A 15,479-nucleotide genomic window follows, 5' to 3' on the forward strand; every position below is an offset into this window, starting at 1 on the left:
GCAGCCATTATGCTTCCTCTTCGGGCTTCATGTTGGTGTACACCGTCTGTACATCGTCGAACTCTTCCAGACGCTCGATCATCTTGTTGATGGTTTCGCGATGCTCGGGCTCGATGTCCTTCAGGTCGTTGGGGATGTAGGTGAAGTCGCCGCCGACATCTTCGAAACCACACTCTTCGAGGTGCTTCTGAATGGCAGCGTAGCTCTTCGGGTCACCATAGATGGTGATGGTGCCTTCTTCCTCGTCTTCCTCATAGTCTTCATCCACGTCGAAGTCGATCATGTCGAGGATGAATTCTTCCATGTCCATGCCGTCCTTCTTCTTGAAAGTGAACACGCACTTGTGGTCGAACAGGAAGGCCAGCGAGCCCATGGTACCCAGGTTACCGCCGAACTTGTTGAAAACCGAACGGACATCGGCCACGGTACGGGTAGGATTGTCGGTCAGTGTATCTACGAAGATGGCAATGCCGTGGGGGCCGTAGCCTTCGTAAGTCATGCCCTTGTAGTCGCTCTGGTCCTTGCCCATGGCGTTCTTGATGGCGCGCTCGATGTTGTCCTTCGGCATGTTCTCGCGCTTGCAGGTCGCGATGACCGAACGCAGTGTAGGGTTGTTTTCGGGTTCGGGACCGCCTGCCTTCACGGCAATGGCGATTTGTTTACCCAGACGTGTAAATGTTTTGGCCATGTGGCCCCATCTTTTCAGCTTGGTAGCTTTTCTATATTCAAACGCTCTTCCCATTGGAGTAATGTTTTTATTTTGTTTTTAATAATTGTTCTCTTTACTTTCCAGCCTGGATTATCTCAGTTTGGCATCCAGCTTGTTCTGCAGGTTCGTGATGAGCTTCTGCATGATTTTGTCGATCTGCTTCTCGTTGAGCGTGGCGTTCTCGTCCTGCAACAGGAAGCTGACGGCGTAGCTCTTCTTGCCGGCCTCGAGGTTCTTGCCTTCGTAGACATCGAACAGCTCGACTGACTTCAGGAGCTTCTTCTCGGTCTCGTAAGCAATCTTTTCGATTTCGGCAAACTGGACCTTCTTGTCGATCAACAGGGCCAAGTCGCGCTTCACGGCGGGGAACTTGGAAATCTCCGTATAGCTGACCTTGATGTTCTTGATGGCCTTCATGAGCTCGTTCCAGTTGAGGTCGGCATAATAGACATCGTTCTCGATGTCAAACATCTTGAGCAACTTACGCTTTACAACGCCGAACGAAGCCAGACGCTTGCCGCCGCGGGTGTTGACCGACAGGGCAGCCCCATAGATGTCGTCGGACAGATTGCCTACCACGAGGTCGTGCATGTGCAGCCCCATACGGGACAGAATATTTTCTACATGTGCCTTCAGCTCGTAGACCGAACTGTCTTCATCGGGATGGGCCCAAGAGTTGGAAACCTTCTTGCCGGTCATCCACAAGGCCATGTGATATTCTTCCGAATAAGCGGCAAGGGGTTTCTCGTCGTTCTTCTTCTCGGCAGTATAGTGATAGCAGTTGCCGAACTCGAAGAACTTCAGGTCGGCATTCTTGCGGTTGACGTTGCGCACGATGCTTTCCAGTCCGCCAAAGAGAAGGGTCTGACGCATGGCGTTCAGGTCGGCACTCAACGGATTCATCAGCATCACCAGACGGGAAGCCGGATAGGATTCGAGTCCGTCATAATAAGCGGCGCGTGTCAGGGAGTTGTTCAGGATTTCGTTGAAGCCGGCGCCTACCAGCTGCTCGGCCACGAGGTTCTGTATCTTGTTGGATTCGTCGCAGGCACCTTTCGTCGTCAGGCTGGACTTCAGGGCGGTGGGAATCTCCACGTTGTTGTAACCATAAATGCGAAGGATGTCTTCGATGACATCGCAATCGCGCTGTACGTCCACGCGGTAAGGAGGAACGTCCAGCGTCAAGCCGTCGGCCGTCTCGCTGACAATCTTCATCTCGAGGCTCTTTACAATGCTCTTGATGGTATCGACGGGGATGGTCTTTCCGACCAGTGAATGAACCTTCTCATAGGAAAGTTCCACGCGGAAATCGGCAACAGGACCGGTACATACGTCCTTGATTTCAGACGAGATGGTACCACCGGCCAGTTCCTTGACCATCAGGGCGGCCAGCTTCAGGCAATAGATGACACTGTTGGGGTCGATGCCGCGTTCGAAACGGAAGGAAGCATCGGTGCTCAGGCCGTGGCGACGGGCCGTCTTGCGCACCCAAGTGGGATGGAAATAGGCACTCTCGAGGAACACGTCCTTGGTGGCCTCGGTAGAACCCGAGTTCAATCCGCCGAACACACCGGCAATACACATGGGCTCTTCGCGGTTGCAAATCATCAGGTCGCGTTCGCTCAGCTTGCGCTCCACGCCGTCCAGCGTCACGAAAGGCGTACCTTCGGGCATGGTCTTTACGATGACTTCCCCACCCTTGATGGTATCGGCATCGAAGCAGTGAAGAGGCTGGCCGAATGCGTGAACGATGTAGTTGGTGACATCGACCACATTATTAATAGGACGCACGCCGATGGTGCGGAGCTTGTCCTGCAACCAGGAGGGACTTTCCTTGACGGTGACACCCTTGACGGTGACGCCTGCATAATGGGGACAAGCCTCGGTATTCTCGACCTTGACGTTGATGTCCAGGTCGTGGTTGTCTACGGCGAAAGCCTCGACCGACGGACGTTTCAGGGTAGCCGTACGGCCATTCTCGATCAGCCAGGCATAGAGGTCGCGGGCCACACCGTAGTGCGAGCAGGCATCGGCACGGTTGGGCGTGATGTCCACCTCGAGCACATAGTCGCTCTTCACCTGATAGTAATCCTTGGCCAGCGTGCCGGGAACTACGTCGGCGGGCAATACGATGATGCCGGCATGGTCGGTGCCGATGCCTATCTCGTCTTCCGCACAAATCATTCCATTGGATTCCACTCCGCGAAGCTTTGATTTCTTGATGGTAAAGCACTGTTCTCCGTCATAGAGCTTGGTGCCCAGCGTGGCGACCACCACTTTCTGTCCGGCAGCTACATTGGGAGCGCCGCAGACAATCTGTACGGGTTCGCCCGAACCGAGGTTGACGGTGGTGACGTGCATGTGGTCTGAATTCGGATGAGGAACGCATGTCAGCACTTCGCCAATCACCAGTCCTTCCAGTCCGCCCTTGACGGTCTGCACTTCTTCCACACCGCCCGTCTCCAGTCCGATGGAGGTAAGCGCGGCGGCAACTTCGTCCGGCGTCAGGTCGAAATCGACATACTCTTTCAGCCAGTTATAAGAGATATTCATATCGTAATGTTTTTATTGTTTCCAAAAGTGACCTGCAAAGTTAATAAGTTTTTTTGTATCGTCGGGAATTCTCCTCCAAGAAAATACGCAAAAAGCCCGCAGGCGGCCATGAACAGACCTACAGACGGGCCGAAAGAAGCGAAAGCAACCAGTCTTCCAGACGCAGGCGGACTTCATCCATCGGCACTTCGCGTCCCAGTTCCTTCTGCAGGGAAGTCACTCCCTTGTCTACAAAGCCGCAGGGATGGATGTAGCTGAAATAGCGCAGATCGGTATCGACATTGAGCGCCAGGCCGTGCATGGTGACGAAATGACTGCTCCTCACACCGATGGCACATATCTTGCGGGCACGGGAAGTATCGCCTTCGAGCCAGACACCCGTCGCCTTGTCTACCCTGCCGGCTTTAATTCCATAGGAAGCGCATACGCCGATGACGGCCTCTTCGAGCAAGTGGACGTACTCCTTCAGCCCCAGACCGAAGTCTTCGAGATTCACAATCGGATAGCACACCTGCTGGCCGGGGCCGTGATAAGTAATGTCGCCCCCACGGTCGATGTGGAAGTAAGAGGCTCCTATCCGCCGGAGCTGCTCTTCCCCCAAAAGCATATTGCCCTCCTTGCCGCTCCGCCCCAGGGTATAGACGTGCGGATGCTCGCAGAAGATGATACGGTTCACATACCCGCTGCCGGCCTTCTTGGCTTCAACCAGCTCATCAAAATATTCGGTCTGTCTCTTCCAGGCCTCGTCATAGGGAATCGTTCCCCAATTTTCAACCAATGTTTTCATGCCTGCAAAGGTAAAATATTTCGGGAAAAAGATTATCTTTGTCGCACCAAAATATAGCATTGCCATTATGGATTTTCCACATGTAGACCTCCCGGTAGACATCATTGCCTGGACGGATGTGACCGAGGACATTCTGAACATATACAAGCAGTCGTGCCGGCTGAAGGCCTGCATCTTCGCCCTGTGCCTCGAAGGCTCCATCACCGTATCCATCAACCTGATGGATACGGAAATCAAGCAGGGCGACTTCGTGGCGCTGCTGCCGGGCACCATCATCCAGTTCTATTCCCAGAACGAGAAGGTGCGCATCGGCTTCGTGGGCTTCTCCGAACAATGCATCGCGAAAGTGAACGTCGTACAGTCGACCCTGCACTCGTTCTCCTCCATCCTGCGGTCGCCCGTGCTCCACATCGAACCGACACTGGCCTCCTATTTCCAAGACTATTTCGCCCTGCTGGGCCGCGTCACGACCGGCCCCTACACGCTGGATACGGAGATGAACCGCCACATCCTGCAAGGTATGCTCTACGGCATCGACAAGCTGTACAGCGAAAGCCCGCATATGGAAATCCATCCGCAAAGCCGCAAGGAAGAAATCTGCCGCAAACTGGTGCAGCTTGTCACCGAAAACTATACCCACGAACGGCGGGCACAGTTCTATGCCGACAAGATGGGCATCTCCCTCCAGCACCTGAGCACCACCATCAAGCAGGTGACGGGGAAGAACATTCTCGACATCATCGCCCACATCATACTGATAGACGCCAAATCGAAACTGAAGTCTACGGACATGACTGTACAGGAGATAGCCTATTCGCTCAACTTTCCCAGCGCGTCGTTCTTCGGCAAATATTTCAAGCGCCACACCGGCGTAAGCCCGCAAGAATACAGGAACAGCTGACGGCCGTCCCTGTAAAGAAAGCAAGAAAAAAGTTCTTCCATTTCTATTCGGGTTCATGAATTAATCCTATATTTGTCGCTAATGATTGAGTTCTATTTTAATATTCTAACAACAAAAATTGATATGAAAAAACATTCTGTCATCCTGCTGATGGTTTTGCTTGCAACAAGCTGCTTTTTCTATTCGTGCAACAACAAGATGCAGCCCGATACGGGCAAGTTCGTATTCGACAGCCTTCAGGTAGACCGCACGGAGCACCTCTTCGGAGATACAGCCAAGCCGTCCTGCAACATCCGCATCAACCTGACCAGCATCACCGGCTCGGACAACGAGAATTTGAAGGACAGCGTCAACCGCTACGTGCTCTCCCTGTGCCTGGGCGAAAAATACATCAACCAGACACCTGCCGAAGCGATAAAGAACTATGTGGAAGCCTATGTAACCAACTACCGCAAGGATCTGGAGCCGATGTATCAGCAGGAATCCAAGGAAGACACCGCCAGCATAGGCGCGTGGTATTCTTATTATAAAGGTATAGAAGGACACGTGCAGTTCTATCACAAGGACCTGCTGGTCTATCGCATGGACTATAACGAATACACGGGAGGAGCCCACGGCATCTACATGACCACGTACCTGAACCTGAACCTGGCAACGCTGACTCCCATCCGGCTGGATGATCTCTTTGTACCCAATTACAAGGAAGCGCTGACCGACCTGCTATGGAACCAACTGATGGCCGACAACCACGTAGCTACCCACGAAGAACTGGAAGACATGGGATATACCAGTACCGGCGAGCTTGTCCCGACAGAGAACTTCTGCCTCAATCCAGACGGCATCACTTTCCACTACAATATATACGAGATTGCCCCCTACGTCATGGGAGCTATCCAGATTACGTTGCCCTACGATGCCCTCAGCCATCTGTTGAACGACGAGACCTTCCTCCAGAACAACGTAAAAAAATGAGGAACACCCCGCTCACTCCACATTTCTAAAGAAGAACTGAACATGGACATTATCCTGAAATATTTCCCTGAACTCAGCGACGTACAGAAGCAACAATTCGCTGCCCTGGAAGCGCTCTACACCGACTGGAATGCCAAAATCAACGTCATCTCGCGCAAGGACATCGGAAACTTGTACGAGCACCACGTGCTCCACTCACTGGGCATTGCCAAGGTGATCCGCTTCACGCCAGGAAGCCGCATCATGGACTTGGGGACAGGCGGAGGCTTTCCAGGCATTCCGCTGGCCATTCTCTTTCCAGAAGTGCATTTCCACCTGGTAGACAGCATCGGAAAGAAGGTACGCGTAGCCACCGAAGTGGCCCACAGCATCGGCCTCGGCAATGCCACATTCAGCCACACCCGCGCCGAAGAAGTGAAGGACACATACGACTTCGTAGTGAGCCGTGCCGTCATGCCGCTGGCCGACCTGATGAAAATCATCCGCAAAAACATCTCCAGCCACCAACAGAATGCCCTGCCCAACGGGCTTATCTGCCTGAAAGGGGGAGAACTGGCAAACGAAACCATGCCTTTCCGACACAAGGCTACCACCTGGAACCTCAGCGACTATTTCGACGAGGAGTTCTTCCAAACCAAGAAAGTGGTATATGTACCGGTGGTATAAGCAAAGAAGAATACAGGAATCAAGATACACATAGAAAGACCTGCCATGAAGATAAAAAGATTTGAATTCAATATGTTTCCCGTAAACTGTTATGTTTTATGGGATGAAACCAACGAAGCGGCAGTCATAGACGCCGGCTGCTTCTACGAAGAAGAAAAGCAAGCCCTGAAAGGCTTCATCAAGGACAATCACCTGGAAGTGAAACATCTGCTGAACACCCATCTCCATCTGGACCACATCTTCGGCAACCCCTTTATGCTGAAAGAATTCGGTCTGAAAGCCGAGGCCAACCAGGCAGATGAATATTGGATAGAAAACGCTCCGAAGCAGAGCCGGATGTTCGGTTTCCAACTGCAAGAGCAGCCTGTGCCGCTGGGCAAATACCTGCACGACGGAGACATCGTCACCTTCGGCCACACCCAACTGGAATGTATCCATGTGCCGGGACATTCGCCTGGTAGCCTGGTCTATTACTGTGCCGCCGACCACTGCATGTTCTCGGGCGACGTGCTCTTCCAGGGCAGCATCGGACGGGCAGACCTGGCCGGAGGCAATTTCGATGACCTCATCGACCACATTTGCAGCCGCCTTTTCGTCCTTCCCAATGATACCATTGTCTATCCGGGCCATGGTGCACCGACAACCATCGGCATCGAAAAGGCAGAAAACCCGTTCTTCAGATATAAGGAATGACGGGCCTCTCCCCGAAGACAACCAATTGTACAATTCCTATTAAATAATACAACCATGATAAACGACTTGTTATCCAACCGTCACAACGGCATCAGCCCGAAGGACGAGGAAATCATGCTCCGCAAAATAGGCGTGGGCAGCCTCGATGAGCTGATTGACAAAACCATTCCTTCGAACATACGCCTGAAAAAGCCGCTTGACCTGCCCCAGCCCATGACCGAATACGAATTCGCGCAACACATTGCGCAAATCGCCTCCAAAAACAAGCTCTATACCACTTATATCGGTATGGGATGGTATGGGACCATCACACCGGCCGTCATCCAGCGCAATGTTTTTGAAAACCCCGTTTGGTATACCTCCTATACTCCCTATCAGACTGAAGTTTCGCAAGGACGTCTGGAGGCGCTGATGAACTTCCAAACCGCCGTGTCCGACCTTACCGGCATGCCCCTGGCAAACTGCTCCCTGCTGGACGAAGCAACTGCGGCAGCCGAAGCGGTCACCATGATGCATGCCCTGCGTTCGCGCCAGCAACAGAAGGACGGAGCCAATGTGGTATTTGTGGATGAAGCCATCTTCCCACAAACGTTGGCTGTAATGACGACCCGTGCCATCCCCCAAGGCATCGTGCTCCGTACAGGCAAATACAATGAAATAGAGTTTACTCCCGACATGTTTGCCTGCGTACTCCAGTACCCCAATGCCAACGGCTGCATCGAGGATTATCGGGCTTTTGTCGAGAAAGCCCATGCCGCGGGATGCAAGGTGGCCGTTGCAGCGGATATCCTGAGTCTGGCCCTGCTGACGCCTCCAGGAGAATGGGGAGCCGACATCGTTTTCGGATCGACCCAACGGCTGGGCACTCCGATGTTCTATGGAGGTCCTTCCGCCGCTTACTTCGCTACCCGCGACGAATACAAGCGCAACATGCCGGGCCGCATCATCGGATGGTCCAAAGACAAATACGGCAAACTGTGCTACCGCATGGCACTCCAAACCCGCGAGCAACACATCAAACGTGAGAAGGCAACTTCGAACATCTGCACCGCACAGGCACTGCTCGCCACCATGGCCGGATTCTATGCCGTCTATCACGGACAAGAAGGCATCCGTACCATTGCCGGCCGCATACACAGCATCGCTGCATTCCTGGCCAAAGCTATCGGTAAATTGGGATACACTCAAGTAAACGCGACCTACTTCGACACCCTCCGCTTTGCACTGCCAGGCACCATCTCGGCCCAACAGATACGTACCATCGCCCTCAGCAAAGAAGTGAACTTACGATACTTTGACAACGGCGATGTAGGTATGAGCATCGATGAGACGACCGACATAGCGGCCATCAATACCCTGCTGGCCATCTTTGCCATTACAGCCGGCGTAGAGGCTCCGCAGATTTCCGATGTTCCCAATGCCTGCACATTACCCAAAGAGTTGAAGCGCCAAACTTCTTATCTGACGCATGAAGTATTCTGCCGCTATCACACGGAAACTGAAATGATGCGTTACATCAAGCGCCTGGACCGTAAGGATATCTCATTGGCCCACTCCATGATTTCACTGGGCTCGTGCACCATGAAGCTCAACGCGGCAGCAGAAATGCTTCCGCTCAGCCGACCGGAATTCATGAACCTGCATCCGCTGGTACCCGAAGACCAGGCAGCAGGCTACAGAGAACTGATCCATAACCTTTGCGAAGAGCTGAAAGTCATTACAGGCATGGCCGGAGTGAGCCTCCAACCCAACTCGGGTGCAGCTGGTGAATATACTGGTCTGCGTGTCATCCGTGCCTACCTGGAAAGCATCGGACAGGGACACCGCAACAAGATACTGATTCCTGCATCGGCCCACGGCACCAACCCGGCCAGTGCCGTTCAGGCCGGATTCACAACCGTAACTTGTGCCTGCGACGACCACGGCAATGTCGACATGAATGACCTCCGCCTGAAAGCAGAGGAGAACAAGGACTCTTTGGCTGCCCTGATGATCACCTATCCTTCCACTCACGGTATCTTTGAAACCGAAATCGTGGAGATTTGCAAGATTATCCATGCCTGCGGAGCACAAGTCTATATGGACGGAGCCAACATGAATGCCCAGGTAGGTCTCACCAATCCGGGCTTCATCGGTGCCGATGTCTGCCACTTGAACCTGCACAAGACCTTTGCTTCACCTCACGGCGGAGGTGGTCCCGGTGTAGGTCCCATCTGCGTTGCTCCACACCTCGTTCCGTTCCTGCCCGGACATGCCTTGTTCGGCAATTCGACCAACGAAGTGTCTGCCGCCCCGTTCGGCAGTGCCGGCATTCTGCCCATTACCTACGGTTACATCCGAATGATGGGTACCGAAGGACTGACACGCGCCACCCGCACGGCCATTCTGAACGCCAACTATCTGGCAGCTTGCCTGCAAGACACGTACGGCATTGTCTATCGGGGAGCCCAAGGATTCGTGGGCCACGAAATGATTCTGGAATGCCGCAAGATACACGAAGAGACCGGTATCAGTGAAAACGACATTGCCAAACGTCTGATGGATTATGGGTACCACGCCCCCACTCTTTCCTTCCCGGTACACGGTACCTTGATGATAGAACCTACGGAAAGCGAAAGCCTGGCCGAACTGGACAATTTTGTGGATGTAATGCTTCACATCTGGCAGGAAATACAAGAAGTAAAGGACGGACGTGCCGACAAGACTGACAACGTTCTGCTCAATGCACCCCATCCCGAATATGAGGTGGTTGCTGACCAATGGGATCACAGCTACACACGCCAGAAAGCTGCTTACCCCACCGAAGCGGTCCGCGAGAACAAATTCTGGATTAACGTAGCCCGTGTGGACAATACATTGGGCGACCGCAAACTGTTGCCTACCCGCTACGGTACATTCGAATAAGACGAACTGAAATAAAAAGAAGTGGCAGAAATGCCGGAACTGACAAATTGCTTCCGATATTCTGCCATTTTTTACATCATCAAACTTTTAACGTTTATGGACAATAACAATAAAGAATGGCAAGTGCTTCATAGTGAATACCTCATCCGCCGCCCTTGGCTGACAGCACGCCGAGACCATGTACGCCTGCCCAATGGAGTAGAAAATCCCGAATATTATGTATTGGAATATCCTGATTGGGTCAATGTCATCGCCATCACCCGCGACGGACACTTCATCATGGAAAGACAATATCGACACGGACTTCGGTATACGGGATACGAAATCTGTGCCGGAGTATGTGAACCGGGTGAAGAACCCGTTGATTCGGCACGCCGCGAACTATACGAAGAAACAGGCTACGGAGGAGGACATTGGACACACCACATGACCATTTCGGCCAATACCAGTACGATGAATAATTTGTGCCATTGTTTCGTAGCAACCGACGTAGAACCCGTCTCTACCCAACACCTGGAACCGACAGAAGACATCAGCATCCATCTGATGACAAAAAAAGAAGTACGCTCCCTGCTTACAGGCGACCAGATACGTCAAGCACTGATGGCCGCTCCTTTATGGAAATATTTTGCAGAGAACCATCTTCTCTAAACCGTTGAAACAAAAAAAGCGTACAATCCTTGCGGATTGTACGCTTTTTCATATCTATTTCAGGAGGTTACTTTACTTCCTCGAAGTCAGCATCCTGAACATTGTCACCTTGCTTACCGTTGTTGCTCTGAGTGTTGTCTTGGCCGGCGTTGTTGGTACCTTGCTGTTGAGCGCCACCCTGAGCACCAGTCTGTGCATACATCTCGGCACTGGCAGCCTGGAAGGCCGTGTTCAGTTCGGCCATTGCACTGTCGATGGCAGCCAGATCCTGAGCCTTGTGAGCATCTTTCAGTTTCTGAAGAGCAGCCTCGATAGGAGCCTTCTTGTCGGCAGGAAGCTTGTCGCCCAAATCCTTCAACTGATTTTCGGTCGTGAATATCATCGAGTCAGCCTGATTCAGCTTGTCTACTTTCTCACGCTCCTTCTTATCAGCTTCAGCGTTGGCGCTGGCCTCAGCCTTCATACGCTCGATTTCTTCCTTGCTCAAGCCACTGGAAGCCTCGATACGGATGGCCTGTTCCTTACCGGTAGCCTTATCCTTGGCAGATACCTTCAAGATACCGTTGGCATCGATATCGAAGGTAACCTCAATCTGAGGAACACCACGACGGGCCGGAGCAATACCAGTCAGATTGAACTGACCGATGGACTTGTTCTGAGCAGCCATAGGACGCTCACCCTGCAGGACGTGGATGGTTACCTCGGTCTGGTTATCGGCAGCTGTCGAAAAGACTTCGCTCTTCTTGCACGGAATAGTCGTGTTGGCATCAATCAACTTGGTCATGACACCACCCATGGTTTCAATACCCAGGGTCAACGGAGTGACATCCAGCAAGACGATGTTGCCCACACCGGCTTCCTTATTCAATACGGCACCCTGAATAGCGGCACCTACGGCTACAACCTCATCGGGGTTAACACCCTTCGAAGGAACTTTGCCAAAGTAGTCCTGAACCAGTTTCTGAACGGCCGGTATACGAGAAGAACCACCTACCAAGATGACTTCATCGATATCGGAAGTGTTCAAACCGGCATCGCTGACGGCCTTCTTACACGGCTCCAAGCAAGCCTGAATCAAGTCGTGAGTCAGTTGCTCGAATTTAGCACGGGTCAATGTCTTAACCAAGTGCTTGGGCACACCACCTACCGGCATGATGTACGGCAAGTTGATTTCAGTAGAAGTAGAAGAAGACAATTCAATCTTGGCCTTTTCGGCAGCTTCCTTCAGACGTTGCATAGCCATCGGGTCGGTTGTCAAGTCGGCACCTTCGTCGTTCTTGAACTCCTGTACCAGCCAGTTGATGATAGCCTGGTCGAAGTCATCACCACCCAGGTGAGTATCACCGTTGGTAGAAAGCACTTCGAATACGCCGCCACCGAACTCCAGGATAGAGATATCGAACGTACCACCACCCAAGTCGAATACGGCGACCTTCATATCTTTGTTGGCCTTATCCACACCGTAAGCCAAGGCGGCTGCGGTCGGTTCGTTTACAATACGCTTAACGTCCAGACCTGCAATCTGACCGGCTTCCTTCGTAGCCTGACGCTGTGAGTCGGAGAAGTAGGCAGGAACGGTAATAACGGCTTCCGTTACTTCCTGTCCCAGATAGTCTTCGGCTGTCTTCTTCATCTTCTGAAGAATCATAGCGGAGATTTCCTGCGGAGTGTAGTGACGTCCGTCGATGTCGACACGCGGCATGTTGTTGTCGTTCACTACCGGATAAGGTACACGGGCTATTTCCTTTTGTACCTGCGACCAATTTTCACCCATGAAACGCTTGATGGAGTACACCGTACGTTTCGGGTTCGTGATGGCCTGACGCTTGGCAGGATCACCTACCTTACGTTCACCACCGTCTACAAATGCCACTACTGAAGGAGTTGTACGCTTGCCTTCGCTGTTGGCGATTACTACAGGTTCGTTGCCTTCGAATACGGCCACACAAGAGTTTGTAGTTCCTAAGTCAATACCAATAATCTTTCCCATGATCGTTATTTTTTTATTTGTTATTATTCAGTTTATTTCTGTCCGCCTCATCGGCAGACGCCTATTAAAGGACAAACGCTGTGCCAAACACCGGACGACCGCATTTCCATGCCAGAAGTCTGACAAAATATGCCAGTTTGGCAGAATTACATTCGAAGAGCTGACGAAGCAGACAGCTACACAGACGCGGACAGTCCATTGCTTCCGAAAGGCTTCATCGGATGAAAGCAGGGACCACAAGCAAGGAAGTCTGCGTTTCCCGACAAGGAAACGAGCGTTCCCCGGCAAGGAAACGGGTGTTTCCAAGCAAGGAAACCGATGGTATCAACGAAGGAAACCACAGGCGGGATGCCCGATAGAAGACAACAAGAAAGCCGCCTCCGAAGGAAAACTCTGTTCCTCGGAAGGCGGCTCTACACCTTATTATATATATGTCATTCCTTGACGAGTACCAGCACCAGCTCGCCCGTAGCACTATAGAAGCCGAAGCCCCCGTTTTCCAGCCGGGCAAAAGCCTTCACGTCACCCAGAGCCTTGGTAATCCGTCCTTCCACCTCCATATCGGGACAGGCCATCATCGTGCTGATGAGATTGGAGAAGGTAATGGCCGAAGGGCTGCCCTCGCCTGCCGAAAAGGTTCCGTTGAGCACATTACAGCCCGCATTGCCATGCACCTTCTTCTCGTTGACATTCAATTCAAGGAAAGGTTGGCTCTCGAGACTGTCGGGAATCATCTCACCGCCGGCCTGTTCAATCTTCCAGCGACCGTCCAATTCAGCCAGTTTGGTATCGGAAGCCCGATGCTGCAACACCAGAATCGGCCGTTTCAACGACTTGCCGCACAAGGCAAGTTGACCGTCACCAAGCTTCGTGAACTTCTTTACCTGTGACAGGGCGGAGAGGACATTCTTCTCCAGCGTCATGTCGGGACACATCATGCGGGTACTGCCCATCTGGCTCAGGTCCAGCTCACCCGGCTTGCCGCCCGTATCAAAGCTGCCCATCAGGCGATTGCATCCGCTGTTTCCATAAACCCGGCCGGTATTCGTCTCAAAGCCTATGTAGGGAAAAGCCTGCCCAGGTGCCGGAACGACTGCCGTCCCGTTGATTTCAATGATGTTCCACTCTCCGCCAAGGTCCGAAACCGGAGTCAGATTCTTGGTCGAAGCACACGACGACAGAACTGCCACCGCAGCTGCCATACCCAAATAAACACAAATTTTCTTCATTGTCTCGTAGTTTAAGTTAAATTATCAACCGCAAATATAGAATAAAATAACAGCATAACAAACATTTTGTTTGGTAATCGCACCCGAAAAGTCAAAGTATTTAGCCGTATTTTAATGTTTATCTAAGAATTAAACAGTATATTTGCTGACGAAAAAACTGAAACAAATAACTTGCATATTTATCAATCACATTATTAATAAGAAACAAAATGGGTAAAGTTCTAATTATCGGTGCAGGCGGTGTAGGAACCGTCGTTGCACACAAAGTTGCTCAAAATCCGGATGTGTTCACCGAAATCATGATTGCCAGCCGCACGAAGTCCAAATGCGACGCCGTCGTGAAGGCCATCGGCAATCCTAATATCCAGACAGCACAGGTCGACGCGGACAACGTGGACGAACTGGTAGCACTCTTCAACAGCTTCAAACCCGAAATCGTCATCAACGTGGCCCTGCCCTACCAGGACCTGACCATCATGGAAGCCTGTCTGAAGACCGGCGTCAACTATCTGGACACAGCCAACTACGAGCCCAAGGACGTGGCCCACTTCGAATACAGCTGGCAATGGGCCTACAAGAAACGCTTCGAGGACGCTGGCCTGACCGCTATCCTCGGCTGCGGCTTCGACCCGGGCGTAAGCGGCGTATATACAGCCTACGCAGCCAAGCATCATTTCGACGAAATCCAGTATCTGGACATCGTGGACTGCAATGCGGGCAACCACCACAAGGCTTTTGCCACCAACTTCAACCCCGAAATCAACATCCGCGAAATCACCCAGAACGGACGTTATTACGAGAACGGCCAGTGGATTACCACCAAACCGCTGGAAATCCACAAGGATCTGACGTATCCGAACATCGGCCCGCGCGACTCCTACCTGCTCTACCACGAAGAACTGGAATCGCTCGTCAAGAACTTCCCCACCATCAAGCGCGCCCGCTTCTGGATGACCTTCGGCCAGGAATACCTGACCCACCTGCGCGTCATCCAGAACATCGGCATGGCCCGCATCGACGAAGTGGACTATAACGGCGTGAAGATTGTTCCCCTTCAGTTCCTGAAAGCCGTGCTCCCCAACCCGCAGGACCTCGGCGAAAACTACGAAGGCGAAACGTCCATCGGCTGCCGCATCCGCGGACTGAAGGACGGCAAGGAACACACCTACTACGTCTACAACAACTGCAGCCACCAGGCCGCCTACAAGGAAACGGGCATGCAGGGCGTCAGCTACACCACAGGTGTACCGGCCATGATCGGTGCCATGATGTTCCTCAAGGGCATCTGGAAGAAGCCGGGCGTATGGAACGTGGAAGAATTCGATCCCGATCCGTTCATGGAACAGCTCAACAAACAGGGCCTGCCCTGGCACGAAGTTATCGACGGCGATCTGGAACTTTAATATCAGCGGTAAGTGGTGAAC

At 52.4% G+C, this 15,479-nt stretch carries 12 protein-coding genes; 7 read left to right on the forward strand and 5 right to left on the reverse strand.

Annotated elements, in window-relative coordinates; genetic code table 11:
* Positions 1–7: 7 nt before the first annotated feature.
* From BQ7483_RS05625 to lipB, 3 genes are all read right to left on the reverse strand, one after another.
* Positions 8–742, reverse strand: a complete 735-nt coding sequence (locus tag BQ7483_RS05625) for a YebC/PmpR family DNA-binding transcriptional regulator (protein ID WP_022020118.1) — start codon at positions 740–742, stop codon at positions 8–10.
* A gap of 57 nt (positions 743–799) precedes the next feature.
* Positions 800–3,262 carry a phenylalanine--tRNA ligase subunit beta gene (gene pheT, locus BQ7483_RS05630; RefSeq protein WP_072545183.1) on the reverse strand — a complete coding sequence of 821 codons (2,463 nt, stop codon included), beginning with the start codon at positions 3,260–3,262 and terminating at the stop codon, positions 800–802.
* Between the two features lie 118 nt (positions 3,263–3,380).
* Positions 3,381–4,049, reverse strand: coding sequence for a lipoyl(octanoyl) transferase LipB (lipB, locus tag BQ7483_RS05635; RefSeq protein WP_072545449.1), 669 nt, complete (start codon positions 4,047–4,049; stop codon positions 3,381–3,383).
* 67 nt (positions 4,050–4,116) lie between these two features.
* On the opposite strand from lipB, the gene BQ7483_RS05640 reads away from it, so the two are divergent.
* From BQ7483_RS05640 to BQ7483_RS05665, 6 genes are all read left to right on the forward strand, one after another.
* On the forward strand, positions 4,117–4,950 hold the full coding sequence (locus tag BQ7483_RS05640; RefSeq protein ID WP_022020115.1) for a helix-turn-helix domain-containing protein: 834 nt from the start codon (positions 4,117–4,119) through the stop codon (positions 4,948–4,950).
* Positions 4,951–5,073: 123 nt separating this feature from the next.
* Positions 5,074–5,922, forward strand: a complete 849-nt coding sequence (locus tag BQ7483_RS05645; RefSeq protein ID WP_072545184.1) for a DUF3298 and DUF4163 domain-containing protein — start codon at positions 5,074–5,076, stop codon at positions 5,920–5,922.
* A gap of 42 nt (positions 5,923–5,964) precedes the next feature.
* The gene (rsmG, locus tag BQ7483_RS05650) at positions 5,965–6,588 is read left to right on the forward strand and encodes a 16S rRNA (guanine(527)-N(7))-methyltransferase RsmG (protein WP_072545185.1); all 624 of its coding nucleotides are present in this window, start codon (positions 5,965–5,967) and stop codon (positions 6,586–6,588) included.
* A 45-nt stretch (positions 6,589–6,633) separates the two neighbouring features.
* Positions 6,634–7,281 (forward strand): MBL fold metallo-hydrolase, encoded by a 648-nt coding sequence (locus BQ7483_RS05655; protein WP_072545186.1) that lies wholly within the window; start codon positions 6,634–6,636, stop codon positions 7,279–7,281.
* Positions 7,282–7,335: 54 nt separating this feature from the next.
* Entirely contained in the window at positions 7,336–10,185 is a 2,850-nt protein-coding gene (gcvP, locus tag BQ7483_RS05660) for an aminomethyl-transferring glycine dehydrogenase (RefSeq protein WP_022020111.1), read from the forward strand.
* Between the two features lie 96 nt (positions 10,186–10,281).
* Positions 10,282–10,836: an NUDIX hydrolase gene (locus BQ7483_RS05665; protein WP_072545450.1), complete on the forward strand. Its 555-nt coding sequence runs from the start codon at positions 10,282–10,284 to the stop codon at positions 10,834–10,836.
* Between the two features lie 67 nt (positions 10,837–10,903).
* Here the strand turns inward: BQ7483_RS05665 and dnaK are convergent, their stop codons facing one another.
* Both dnaK and BQ7483_RS05680 read right to left on the reverse strand, forming a co-directional pair.
* Positions 10,904–12,826 carry a molecular chaperone DnaK gene (gene dnaK, locus BQ7483_RS05670; RefSeq protein WP_022020109.1) on the reverse strand — a complete coding sequence of 641 codons (1,923 nt, stop codon included), beginning with the start codon at positions 12,824–12,826 and terminating at the stop codon, positions 10,904–10,906.
* Positions 12,827–13,260: 434 nt separating this feature from the next.
* Entirely contained in the window at positions 13,261–14,055 is a 795-nt protein-coding gene (locus tag BQ7483_RS05680) for an META domain-containing protein (protein WP_072545188.1), read from the reverse strand.
* 209 nt (positions 14,056–14,264) lie between these two features.
* Between BQ7483_RS05680 and BQ7483_RS05685 the strand changes: the two genes are divergently transcribed.
* Positions 14,265–15,458, forward strand: a complete 1,194-nt coding sequence (locus BQ7483_RS05685; protein ID WP_022020107.1) for a saccharopine dehydrogenase family protein — start codon at positions 14,265–14,267, stop codon at positions 15,456–15,458.
* The last annotated feature ends 21 nt before the right edge of the window (positions 15,459–15,479 follow it).

Source organism: Mediterranea massiliensis (assembly GCF_900128475.1).
Lineage (GTDB): Bacteria > Bacteroidota > Bacteroidia > Bacteroidales > Bacteroidaceae > Bacteroides > Bacteroides massiliensis_E.